The organism is Acinetobacter sp. YH12128, assembly GCF_013418655.1.
Lineage (GTDB): Bacteria > Pseudomonadota > Gammaproteobacteria > Pseudomonadales > Moraxellaceae > Acinetobacter > Acinetobacter amyesii.
Genome location: NZ_VPBO01000041.1, coordinates 1 through 12,366, shown reverse-complemented (window position 1 = coordinate 12,366; position 12,366 = coordinate 1). Strand labels below are relative to the sequence as shown.

Sequence of the window (12,366 nt, the reverse complement as noted above, 5' to 3'; positions counted from 1 at the left end):
GAAGCAGATGAAATATTATTGGCGAGATTTTCAAGTCATGACAGCTGATAAAATAGAGCAATGGGTGGAGAGAGTATCAAACCAATTCGGAAAAGAATACATGTTTACTTTTTAATGACAGCTTATGGAAAACCGAAAAGAGAAAAAACAGAGCTGAATGGCTTTGTTGCACAAAGCTGTTCTTGAGGGCTTTTTCAGCGATATAATTTTCAAATGAAGAAGCCTACATACAAAATCTACCGCACAACCAATTGGCCCGCATATAACCGAGCACTCATGAGTCGCAGAAATATTGCCATTTGGTTTGATTCTGCTACGCAATGGTATGCGCCATCAAAAGGCAAACAAGGGCGAAATCAAACCTACTCCGACGCAGCCATCCAATGCTGCTTAATGATTAAATCCTTATTTCGTCTGTCTTTACGTATGGTTACTGGCTTTGTGCAAAGTCTGATTAAACTTTGCGGATTAAATTGGATAGCTCCAGATTACACCACGCTTTGTAGAAGACAAAAGCATATTGATATTGTAATCAGCTACCAAAAAAGTAGCGATGGGCTGCATCTACTCATAGACTCTACAGGCATGAAGTTTCTAGGTGAGGGCGAATGGAAGCGCAAGAAACATGGACCTGAATATCGTCGCCAATGGCGTAAACTTCATATTGGTATAGATGCTAAAACCCTACAAATACGAGCAGTTCAGCTTACAACCAATAATGTCAGTGATTCACAGGTACTGGAAGATTTACTTGCTCAAATCCCTTTAGATGAACAAATCGATTCTGTCTATACAGATGGTGCTTATGACACAAAACGATGCCGTCAGGTCATTGCAGATCGGCAAGCACATGCGGTGATTCCACCTAGAAAAAATGCGAAACCATGGAAAGATAAAAAGAGTAGCTCGCTAGAGCGAAATGAATTACTTCGAACAGTTACACGTTTAGGCAGGACACTATGGAAAAAATGGTCAGGCTATCATCGGCGAAGTTTGGTTGAAACTAAGATGTACTGCATTAAATTATTAGGAGATAAACTCAGTGCAAGGAGTTTTGATAGCCAAGCGAATGAGATTCATACACGTGTAGCAGTCCTCAACAGATTTACGGAATTAGGTCGACCACTTACCCAAGTTACGCCTTAAATTTGGCTCAATTAGGGGCGCTTTGCATTTCAAATCTTTGTGCAACAAAGCCCTTTTGATAAACAACCTAAATGGCTTCAGAGTGTGGAGTATGAATGTCAGGTCGCGGAAGATGACCCGTACATCGTTGATGCATTTACGACTTATCGGTTAGATACTTATTTTCGTGTTATTAAATCTTGATTTTTATACTTAATTTTTAGCCATTTAAAAGTAAAGTGAAGTTAAATTATATAGATCACAAATCCTATAAAGAAAAGCTTTCTATATTACAGTGCAGCTTATTGCAAAAAAGAAATAAAAAACCCATGAATCATTACAATTCATGGGTTTATATATCAAATCATTGCAAAGTTGTGCATATGATTACAAAAGATTGGTGGGCCCACACAGACTTGAACTGTGGACCAACGGATTATGAGTCCGCTGCTCTAACCAACTGAGCTATAGGCCCTATATTCTGAATGTGTTATTTATCAACAAGTTCAGACGCAAAGCATACTAGCGAAGATTTTTTTAAAAGACAAGCCTTTTTCTTCACGGCTGCACACTAACACAACAAATTGGCTGTAGTTGCAGCAGTTGAGCTTGGATTAGACCAAAATGCACAAAGTGCCGAATCCTATCGTGATGTAAATCACGACAAAAGTTATCAAACAGTCAAAATAACCTTATAATAATGCCCATTCTTGTCAGTACCGTGCTCAACAGCGCATAGATTGGTACTGGCCTCACATTTTTAAGTCAATGTCCTACAGTTATTCGGCTTATGTTTTCATTTTTATGTGTTGCACTGACACATAAGAATATTTAGGTGCCCACATGGAAATTAAGGTTAATTATCTCGATAACCTTCGACAAGAAGCCAAATTTGATGACTTCACGGTAATTGCCGACCAACCTATTCGCTATAAAGGCGATGGCTCTGCTCCCGGACCATTCGACTACTTTTTAGCGTCATCAGCATTATGTGCAGCGTATTTTGTAAAAGTGTATTGTGCAGCGCGAGACATTCCGACAGATAATATTCGTTTATCTCAAAACAATATTGTTGATCCTGAAAACCGCTACAAGCAAATTTTCAAAATCCAAGTTGAACTGCCTGCGGATATTTCTGAAAAGGACCGTCAAGGCATTTTTCGTTCAATTGACCGCTGTACGGTTAAAAAAGTGATTCAGACGGGTCCTGAGTTTGTCATTGAAGAAGTTGAAAGCATTGATGCAGATGCACAAGCTTTACTTATGCCAAATTTAGCGTCAGAAAGTACCACGTTTATTCCGGGTAAAGATCTGCCATTAGAAGAAACTATTGCCAATATGTCGGGTATTTTGGCTGGTTTAGGCATGAAGATCGAAATCGCATCATGGCGTAATATCGTACCGAATGTTTGGTCACTACATATTCGTGATGCACAATCGCCAATGTGTTTTACCAATGGTAAAGGTTCTACTAAAGAAAGTGCCTTAGCTTCGGCTTTGGGTGAATTTATTGAACGTCTCAATTGCAACTTCTTCTATAACGACCAGTTCTGGGGTGAAGAGATTGCCAATGCTGACTTTGTGCATTATCCAGATGAAAAATGGTTCCAACCCGGCCCAGAAGGCGAGTTACCTACTGAAATCTTAGATGACTACACACGTGTAATTTATAACCCAGAAGATGAGTTGTTAGGCACACATCTATATGACACCAATTCAGGAAATACAGCACGCGGTATTTGTTCTCTGCCATTTGTCCGTCAGTCCGACGGTGAAACAGTGTATTTCCCATCAAACTTGATTGAAAATTTATACTTATCAAACGGCATGAGTGCAGGGAATACCTTGGCAGAAGCGCAGGTTCAATGCTTATCTGAAATCTTTGAACGTGCTGTAAAACGTGAGATTTTGGAAGGTGAATTGGCTCTACCAGATGTGCCAGAAGAGGTTTTAGCCAAATATCCAAGTATTGTTGCGGGTATTCAAGGCTTAGAAGAACAAGGTTTTCCTGTATTGGTAAAAGATGCTTCACTTGGTGGTCAGTACCCTGTGATGTGTGTAACCTTAATGAACCCACGTACTGGTGGGGTTTTTGCATCTTTTGGTGCGCACCCTAAACTCGAAGTGGCTTTAGAGCGTAGCTTAACCGAACTTTTACAAGGCCGTAGCTTTGAAGGTCTAAACGATCTACCAAAACCAACGTTTAGCTCAAATGCAGTCACTGAGCCAAATAACTTTGTAGAACACTTTATTGACTCAAGTGGTTTGGTGTCTTGGAAATTCTTTAGCGCACAATCAGACTATGATTTTGTAGAGTGGGATTTCACAGCAAAAGGTGAAAATGCCAATGCGGAAGAAGCTGCAGCGATGTTTGCGATTCTAGAAGACATGGGCAAAGAAGCGTATATGGCGGTCTATCAGCATCTTGGTGCTACGGCATGTCGTATTTTGGTTCCGGGTTATTCTGAAGTGTATTTGGTTGAAGACTTGGTTTGGGATAACACCAACAAAGCTTTGGACTTCCGTGAGGATATTTTAAACATTCATCGTCTAGATGAAGACGAGTTAGTGTCATTGGTTGAGCGCTTAGAAGAGCTTGAAGTGGATGACTACACGGATATTGTGACGCTCATCGGGATTGAGTTTGATGACAATACCGTATGGGGTCAATTAACGGTACTTGAGCTCAAACTACTGATCTATATTGCGCTACAAGAGTTTGAAGAAGCAAAAGAGTTGGTCGAAACCTTCCTTCAATACAACACCAATACGGTCGAACGTGGTTTGTTCTATCAATGCATGAATGTGGTTTTAGAAGTTGAATTGGACGATGACTTAGATCTCAATGACTATGAACATAATTTCCGTCGTATGTTTGGTGACGAACGTATGGATGCAGTGATTGGTTCAATGGATGGCAGTCTTCGCTTCTACGGTTTAACTGAAACCAATATGCAACTTGAAGGTTTAGATCGTCATTTACGTCTGATTGATAGCTATAAAAAATTGCATGCTGCACGTGCGAAGTTTGCCAGTCAGAACGTTTAAATCTGGGCTTGTGAATAACGTTACTCATGTGATCATCTATTTGAAAAAACTCTCCTAATGGGGAGTTTTTTTGTGCGAAATTTGCTGAAAATTAATCTATATCTGTGATGTTGATATTAATAAAAATCCTTATAACTCAGGTGAATATAAGGAAGGCTTAAAAATAACCGATTATCCGAAATTGTGTCATTTTAAAGTAAAGATATTTGACTCATTGGAAAAATATGATAATAAATTAGCTATGGCGTGTTTAGGCATGTTCATAATATTTCAGGACGAAATATTCAGAAGCACATTAATAAATAAACGGGAGTTTTAACAACATGCTTCAATTATTCAGAAAACTATTTTGCATGCATATTTACGAATACGAGCAAATGGAAGAAATCGGTTCGCACAAGGAATGTCGTAAGTGCGGTGTGACAAAGTAATGCAGAGTCTAAGCCGAAAAAAAGTGAGCGAAAGCTCACTTTTTTAATGCCGGTCAATATTGAAATCATTAAAATAGAAATACATTCACAGTTTTTATGCAGATATGAGTAAAGATTTTCAAGCCGAACGTTATACCGTCGATGCCAATATGGCAGATACCATTGCATGGTTATTACAACATCAGGATTGCTTTGAATCTTTTCATTATGATGTGATTCAGCAGCAATTGGTGGTTCAACATGCCAATGGTCAAGACATTATTCGTGAAGGGGATTATTTAAATGCAGGCTATGGAATTTTAATAACAGCACATAACTTTGTTAAGTAAACGATATATTTTCCCTACTCATGGTGATTTAGCTATTTCATTTGTTCGCACCATCTCTTGCATTGCACTTTGATACCTATCACTGATCATTCAATTGAACTAAGCCCCGAACTTCGGGGCTTATTTTAAGCCATTTGCATGGCATCAGTTGAAAGCTGTGCAGCATTTGGTTTGGGCTGTTCAGCCACTAAACCGAGTTTGCTAAATAAAAGCTGATCTTTGCCTTCGCCTGCATTTGGCGTGGTCAGTAGTTTTTCACCAGAAAAGAGTGAATTTGCACCTGCCATAAATGCCAAAGCTTGTTCTGAATCACTCAGGGATTCACGACCTGCAGAGAGTCGAATATAGCTTTTTGGCATAATGATCCGTGCGACTGCAATGGTGCGAATCCATTCGATCACATCAAGTTTCTCAACCTCTGCAAGTGGGGTACCTTGAATAGGGACAAGGAGATTAATCGGCACGGATTCAGGATGAATCGGCAGCGTTGCCAACTCCATCAGGAAGGCAATACGGTCATCACGGCTTTCACCTAAGCCCACAATTCCGCCGCTACAGATTTTCATTCCAGATTGGCGGACATAGTCCAGCGTCGTTAAACGGTCATCATAGCTACGTGTGCTAATGACATTGGGATAATACTCACGAGAGGTATCGAGGTTATGGTTGTAATAATCTAAGCCTGCCTCATGTAGGCGCTCTGCCTGAGACTGATTCAGCATGCCAAGGGTCATACAGGTTTCAAGTCCCAGCGCTTTGACTTCACGCACCATTTCTAGCACATAGGGCATGTCCCGTTCATGTGGATTGCGCCATGCAGCGCCCATACAAAAACGCGAAGAACCTGAGGCAAGCGCAGCTTTCGCTTCATTGATGACTTTTTCCACAGCCATGCGTTTTTCGGCTTCTAATCCAGAGTCATAATGTGCGGACTGAGAGCAATATTTACAGTCTTCAGGGCACTTACCAGTTTTAATCGAAAGTAAGGTGCTGACTTGAATATGATTGGCTTGGAAATATTCACGGTGAATGGTCTGTGCTTGGAATAATAAATCCATCAATGGTTGTTGATACAACTCTTGTATTTCTGGATGTGTCCAGTCATTTCGGTAGCTCATAAATGATCCATATTTTCTGCCTAATGCAGATCATCATACGTAAAATTTGCAGACTTCCAAGACTATTTTGTAACATTGCAATTTAGCTAAAATGCATTGAAATGACTTTTTCAAAGAACTTTTGATATTTAAGATACTTACAAAGTTATGCTAAATGACAGCACAATCGCTGCAATGTTTATTTTGAGCTAAAAAATTAATTTTCTTGGATTACGTCACTAAGTTTTAGCTTAAATGAAAACTTTGTAAGGATCTGGAAAATAGAGAATGAAAACCCTTAAAGCATTTTTGAGTTTTGTTCTGTAATTGCCCAATCAATATGAACTTGCACAATCGCGTCATGTTTTTCGCGAGAATTTTTTAATGATTGAACAATATTTGAACTGTATTGTGCGTTGCCTAAGCCAATAGCGATATTTCGCATAAAGCTTTGATAGCCTGTTCGTCGGATAGGACTGCCTTCAGTACAGCTTAAAAAAGTGGCTTCATCCCATTGCCAAAGATCTAATAAACTCACTTGGTCGAGGCCATGACGTGGATAAAAGTCCTCAATTTGAGTTTTATGCGCAAAGCTATTCCATGGACAGATAAGTTGACAGTCATCACAGCCAAACACACGGTTGCCAATGCCACGGCGTAATTCTTCAGGAATGATGCCTTTATATTCGATGGTTAAGTAGGCAATGCATTTACGTGCATCTAACATATAGGGCTCAACGATGGCCTGAGTTGGACAGATATCAATACAGGCTGTGCATGAACCACAATGTTTGGTTGCCGGAGAATCAAAAGGTAATTCGAGTGATGTAAACAGCTCACCTAATACAAAAAATGAGCCTGATTTTTTATGGATCAGTAAGGTGTGTTTGCCTGTCCAGCCCATGCCTGCATTTTCAGCTAAGGATTTTTCAAACACTGGTGCAGAGTCGGCAAAGGGTCTAGATTCAAAATCTCCGATTTTTTCACGGATGATATTCGACAAGGTTTTTAAACGACCACGCATGACTTTGTGGTAGTCACGACCTCGTGCATAGCGTGCAATGATGGCTGCATTTGGCTCATCAGGAACATAACGTGGTTTTGGGGTTTCGACCAAATAGTCCATGCGGACACAGATAATACTGCGTGTGCCGGGGACTAAAAGTGCAGGATTGGCACGTTTTTCAAGGTTTTCCTCTAGGAATTTCATATCGCCATGATAACCACGTTCTAAATATTCTTTAAAACGAGGGAGTTCCTCTTGAGCATCTGGCTTTGCGATGACACAATCAGAAAAACCTAAATTTAAGGCTTGTGCTTTAATCCATGCTTTTAGGGTTTCTGGATCATATTGATCGACAGGAATTTTTTGTGCAGGAGTTGAAGCGGCCATAATCATAACAAGGAAAAACAATGCGTCTGCAAGTTTACCATAGCCCTGTTTATCTTAGCCAAAGTATTCAAGCTTGGGAGCAGCGTTGGTTTGCTCAGCACAATAGCAGTTATGGTCTGATGCAGCAGGTCGCATGGTCGATTGCTCAGCAACTCATTCCAATGTTAAAGCAGCAAAATTTAAAAAATATCGCTGTATGTTGTGGACAGGGCAATAACGCAGGAGATGGCTATCTTACAGCGCAATACCTACAGCAAGCAGGCTTTCAAGTCGATATTTACGCCGCTGAAATTGGAGCATCGAAAGATTTACATTCTGCTGTACAAGAAGCGATAGATCACAAGCTCAAGATCTATACACATTTTGATTTTCAGCATGACTATGACGTTTATATCGACGCATTATTTGGTATAGGGCTCAATCGTGAACTTTCTAGCGAATGGCAAGCCATTATTCAACGATTGAATGCATGCACGGGACTTAAAGTTGCGATTGATATTCCAAGCGGATTACATGCCAATACAGGACAGCCTTTACCCATCGCATTTCAAGCCGATTATACCTTTACGGCATTGGGTCTAAAAGCAGGGCTATTTACAGGTCAAGCGAAGGAATATGCAGGTGAAGTTTCGGTGATAGCATGCATACCGACTGATGCAGAGCTAGAGCCACTTGCTCATTTGTCGCCGCAGAAAATAGCCTTACCTGCGCGTCAAGCCTTTGGTCATAAAGGCAGTTATGGCCATGTTTTGGTTGTTGGTGGCCATGCAGAAATGGGTGGGGCGGTGATTATGGCTGCTGAGGCTGCATTCCATGCAGGTGCAGGTAAGGTTACGGTTGTTTGTGATGCACGACATCACACCGCTATTTTGGCGCGCGCACCGAATATTATGCTACGCGATATCAATGCATTAACTACAGAAGCAATTCGGCAACTGATCGATCAAGTCGATGCGATTAGCTTTGGCATGGGGCTTGGTCGTGACGATTGGGCACAACAGCAGTTTCAGTCATGGTTTCCATTGATTCAGCAGTCAACCTTGGAAATTGTTTTGGATGCAGATGCCTTATGGTTTCTAGCTGAAGCACCTAAAAATTTGAATGCACGAACCTATGCAACGCCACATCCGGGTGAAGCTGCGAAATTACTGGGTATAACTACTGCTGAAGTTGAAGCAGATCGTGTACAAGCAATTCAGTATTTAAAAGAAAAATTTCAAGGTCAATGGGTGCTTAAAGGCGCAGGCAGCTTAATACTTGAAGATCAGCTTTGGATTTGCACCGCAGGTAATGCAGGAATGGGTACAGGCGGTATGGGAGATGTGCTTGCAGGGATGATTGCAAGTTTAAAAGCACAATTCCATCAGCAAATACATCTGCATGAAATCGTAAGCCTGCATGCTTTAGCAGGTGATGTATTGGCGAAGCCGGGGATGCGTGGTTTGCAAGCGCAGGATATGGCCCAAGCGGTTTATCATGTGGTTAATCATTCAGGAGTTAAAGACTAAAATGCATGCGGTTAAATTGCGAATTCAAGGTAAAGTTCAGGGTGTTGGTTATCGTCGTTGGTTTGAACAGCAAACGGTTGCACTTGGTTTAAATGGCTATGTGAAAAATCTAGCGACGGGCGAAGTTGAAGCGCTGATTATTGGAACTGAAGATGCCATTCATAAAATACTGAAACACAGTCTGGTGGGGCCTTTACGAGCAGACGTGACTAAAATCGATCAGCAAGAAATTCCAATGCATGAATTAGACTATAGCGGTTTTAAAATGATTCGCTAAATTTGATCACTAGATTGAATGGGCTTTTGAAAACAGAATGAATTACTGAGCTATATGAATTGACGATTTATTTATCGACGTCGAGTGCTTACACGGCTTCGGCCACGAGCCATACCACCTAAGGCATTCAGTACAGCCATTTTACTCATACTACCAGACGCATGCGCATGACAAATTGCGGCAGCCAAAGCATCGGCTGCATCCTGCTGGGGTTTGATGCTTAGGTTCAGAATGCGCATAACCATCATTTGGACTTGTTCTTTATCAGCAGCCCCATAGCCGACCACAGATTGTTTGATTTGACGTGCAGTATATTCAGCGACTTGTAAATCTAAATTGGTTAAAGCGGCAATGGCAGCACCGCGTGCTTGACCTAATTTTAAGGCCGAGTCAGGGTTTTGAGCCATAAATACTTGTTCAACCGCAGCTTCAGTAGGCCCGTGAAACTTTACGATGCGATCAATACCAGCAAAAATACGTTTTAAGCGTTCAGGCATTTCTGTCGTTTCGGTACGAATGGTGCCAGCATCGACAAAACGTAGTTTAGAACCATCCTTTTCGATGATGCCGTAACCAGTTAAGCGCGACCCAGGGTCAATACCGATAATTAATGACATGTTTGCCTATTTGCCCTTTAAAAATAAAAATATGCCCATATTGTTACATAAGCGTGTCAAAAAAGCTTGATAGTGATTGAGCAGTTGAACGCAACACCTTAAATTAATTTACTGAGATTTGTTTAATTTTCATGAAATTATTTCTTCTGATTTTAGCAGGCTTGATCCTGGAAGTGTTTGTCTGGATCGGTGTGGGCGACCTCGTCGGCAGCATGTGGTATGTCTTTTTCTGGTTCGTGGCGGCCTTCTTTATAGGGATGAATATTATCCGTAAATATTCATCAGGTCTGATGCCTCAAATGCAGCAAATGCAAGCAGGTCAAATGAGTAATGATCCAGCTTTAACTGGAAATTTACCAAAAATTTTGGCTGGTTTCTTATTGCTGTTACCGGGTCTAATCTCAGATATTATGGCATTACTTATTTTGATTCCACCTGTACAAAATGCCATGAAAGCAGTCATGATGAAAACAATGATGAAGCGTCAGCAAGCCATGATGGAAAAAATGATGGGTGGCATGATGGGCGATATGGGAGGCATGGGCGGTGCTCAAGGTCAGAACCCATTTGCAGATATGATGCGTCAAATGCAAGATATGCAAAATCAGCAATCAGGTCGTGATTCATCCGTTATTGATGGTGAAGCTCGTGAAGTGACGCCAGATGCGAAACAAATTGAACTGAAAGATGTCAATAAAAAATAATTAACTCAGTATGAAAGGCCGAATGTGTATTCGGCTTTTTTTTTGCGTAAATTTTGATACGGCCTAAAAATAAACCTTGTGTTGCCAACAAAAAAATTGAACAAGAGATATAATCTTCACGTTTTAATTCAAATGAATCAGCTTGCATGTCACTGTTATTCACCATCTGTGCGCTTCATTTTGTTGCGCAGTTGAGTCCCGGTCCAGATGTATTATTAATTGCTAAAAGTGCAGCATCAACAACGCGTGCAAATACCTTAAAAATTATTGCGGGGATCTCTGTCGGGATTGTGGTGTGGGTCGTTTTAACCTTATTGGGCTTTACGGTTCTGGTTGAGCAATTTCCATGGATACAACAAGTTTTAATGGCTGTTGGTGGATTTTTCTTAGCGAAAATGGGTTGGGCAATGTTTAGTGGCGGGCTTAAAAGTTTAAATCAAACAGCCAATTTAGAAGATGGGCAGGCCTTAAGTCAGCAGAAAACTGAAAATTATTTCTTATTAGGTTTATTTACAAATTTAGCCAATCCGAAAACATTGATTTATTTTAGTAGTGTGTTCTCACTGGCGTTGAGTTCATCAGCCAGTAGTAACCTAAAAGCACAGCTTGCTGTCATCATTCCGATTCAAACCTTTATTGTGTTTAGTTTGTTTATGATGATTATGTCTTTGCCTAAAATTAAAGCACTCTACCAACGTTCGGGTAGTTATATTGATGTGGTTTCAGGGGCGTTATTTTTAATTTTTGCGATTTGGCTGTGGTTCGACGCAATTAGAATGTTCAATCTTCAATAGCTGCAAACATATTGCTGTCAGCAAAGCGAAAGCCAAGTATTAAAACTTGGCTTTTTTTATGTCCAAGTTCTATTGCTCTGGATTGGTTTGATCTTGGTCTTTAGACGGTGCTGTATTTGATGGATCTTGTGCAATATCGGTGGTTTCAGCATGATCACGATAACGGTTTGGCTTGAGGGTAGTTTCGGTATTTTCAGAGCCTTTGTATGATCGGCTACGATTGGCGCGTTCACGTAAACCGCCTTTTTTGATTAACTGCACCATCATCTAGAACCTCATTGCTATCGCCATAGTTTAAAGAATTTTCCTCGTGAAGATAAGTGAGCAGGGCGATGCTAGCGCATAAAAAAGCCTGAAATCATTCAGGCTTTCATCATTTTAACTTATCTCTTTGAATGACTTTAACGCGACCCGATAACGGTGCTTAAATTCAGCTTAGCTAAAATTTTACACATTGCCAGCTTGTTCATAGGGCTGTATTTGGCTGTTGTAAAAAAGCTTAATTTTTACCATCCTGCTTGAGTACTTCAAAGATGTTGAGTTGGGTTGTCGCTTCAGTATCGTGCTGTTGCAAATACACTTGAACACTCTTAAATAGAATGGCAACAGCCAAACAACTGAGTATGCAAAATATCCAAAAGCCATATGGGCTACGGATATTATGCGAGCCACATTCGGAACATTCTTTATCGCTTGAAGCCAATACTTTATTGCAACAAGCACAGTGATATTGATAGTGCATTGCGTTTCTCCATTTAGTCGAATTTGACCAACATTCTTGTTGTTATTGTCAACCATCAATCCGTGATGATTGTTTTATCTTAATGTGCAAATAAGCTGCTGTACAAGTTTTAAACGGTTTGTTTTGCTCATTATTGTGTAAGTGAAAAGCGTCAGAGAGTTAAATATTTGTTTTATTAGGGTCTGTTGACATTTGTTGATTAAAAAAATAGCGAGATAGTAAAATTAAATCGCCAAACCCAATTTTACACTCGCTATGCCTCGAACAATGCTAAATGATCAACACTGGTCCAAGTTACTTG

Annotated in this window: 12 protein-coding genes, 1 tRNA gene and 1 pseudogene; 8 read left to right on the top strand and 6 right to left on the bottom strand. The window is 40.5% G+C overall.

All coding sequences use genetic code 11. From position 1 onward, the window contains the following. Both FTU64_RS15630 and FTU64_RS15625 read left to right on the top strand, forming a co-directional pair. Positions 1-115 (top strand): annotated as a pseudogene (locus tag FTU64_RS15630) (transposase); the annotation flags it as partial. A 98-nt stretch (positions 116-213) separates the two neighbouring features. Beyond that, a complete protein-coding gene (locus FTU64_RS15625; protein ID WP_180060253.1) occupies positions 214-1,146 on the top strand; it encodes an IS5 family transposase in 933 nt (310 codons plus the stop codon). 377 nt (positions 1,147-1,523) lie between these two features. Here FTU64_RS15625 and FTU64_RS15620 read toward each other — a convergent pair. Then, positions 1,524-1,600: transfer RNA gene (locus FTU64_RS15620), tRNA-Ile, on the bottom strand. A 368-nt stretch (positions 1,601-1,968) separates the two neighbouring features. Between FTU64_RS15620 and FTU64_RS15615 the strand changes: the two genes are divergently transcribed. Together FTU64_RS15615 and FTU64_RS15610 are read left to right on the top strand one after the other, a co-directional pair. Continuing rightward, a complete protein-coding gene (locus FTU64_RS15615; protein ID WP_180060252.1) occupies positions 1,969-4,173 on the top strand; it encodes an OsmC domain/YcaO domain-containing protein in 2,205 nt (734 codons plus the stop codon). Positions 4,174-4,708: 535 nt separating this feature from the next. After that, positions 4,709-4,933: a hypothetical protein gene (locus FTU64_RS15610; RefSeq protein ID WP_180007368.1), complete on the top strand. Its 225-nt coding sequence runs from the start codon at positions 4,709-4,711 to the stop codon at positions 4,931-4,933. A 125-nt stretch (positions 4,934-5,058) separates the two neighbouring features. On the opposite strand, the gene bioB is transcribed toward FTU64_RS15610, so the two are convergent. Then, positions 5,059-6,051, bottom strand: coding sequence for a biotin synthase BioB (gene bioB / locus FTU64_RS15605; protein WP_180007367.1), 993 nt, complete (start codon positions 6,049-6,051; stop codon positions 5,059-5,061). A gap of 277 nt (positions 6,052-6,328) precedes the next feature. After that, positions 6,329-7,423 (bottom strand): tRNA epoxyqueuosine(34) reductase QueG, encoded by a 1,095-nt coding sequence (gene queG, locus FTU64_RS15600; protein WP_180056004.1) that lies wholly within the window; start codon positions 7,421-7,423, stop codon positions 6,329-6,331. A 20-nt stretch (positions 7,424-7,443) separates the two neighbouring features. Here queG and FTU64_RS15595 point away from each other — a divergent pair, with 20 nt between their 5' ends. Further along, complete coding sequence (locus FTU64_RS15595) at positions 7,444-8,931, top strand: NAD(P)H-hydrate dehydratase (protein WP_180060250.1); 1,488 nt, start codon at positions 7,444-7,446, stop codon at positions 8,929-8,931. A gap of 1 nt (position 8,932) precedes the next feature. Then, the gene (locus tag FTU64_RS15590; RefSeq protein ID WP_180056024.1) at positions 8,933-9,208 is read left to right on the top strand and encodes an acylphosphatase; all 276 of its coding nucleotides are present in this window, start codon (positions 8,933-8,935) and stop codon (positions 9,206-9,208) included. 71 nt (positions 9,209-9,279) lie between these two features. Here FTU64_RS15590 and ruvC read toward each other — a convergent pair whose 3' ends face one another. After that, on the bottom strand, positions 9,280-9,825 hold the full coding sequence (gene ruvC, locus FTU64_RS15585) for a crossover junction endodeoxyribonuclease RuvC (RefSeq protein ID WP_078189034.1): 546 nt from the start codon (positions 9,823-9,825) through the stop codon (positions 9,280-9,282). Positions 9,826-9,956: 131 nt separating this feature from the next. Here ruvC and FTU64_RS15580 point away from each other — a divergent pair, with 131 nt between their 5' ends. After that, positions 9,957-10,529, top strand: a complete 573-nt coding sequence (locus FTU64_RS15580; RefSeq protein WP_078192890.1) for an FxsA family protein — start codon at positions 9,957-9,959, stop codon at positions 10,527-10,529. Between the two features lie 146 nt (positions 10,530-10,675). After that, on the top strand, positions 10,676-11,323 hold the full coding sequence (locus FTU64_RS15575; RefSeq protein ID WP_180007363.1) for a LysE family transporter: 648 nt from the start codon (positions 10,676-10,678) through the stop codon (positions 11,321-11,323). Between the two features lie 69 nt (positions 11,324-11,392). Here the strand turns inward: FTU64_RS15575 and FTU64_RS15570 are convergent, their stop codons facing one another. Next, entirely contained in the window at positions 11,393-11,587 is a 195-nt protein-coding gene (locus FTU64_RS15570) for a hypothetical protein (RefSeq protein WP_168379657.1), read from the bottom strand. Positions 11,588-11,822: 235 nt separating this feature from the next. After that, entirely contained in the window at positions 11,823-12,065 is a 243-nt protein-coding gene (locus tag FTU64_RS15565; protein ID WP_078192893.1) for a hypothetical protein, read from the bottom strand. Between the last annotated feature and the right edge of the window lie 301 nt (positions 12,066-12,366).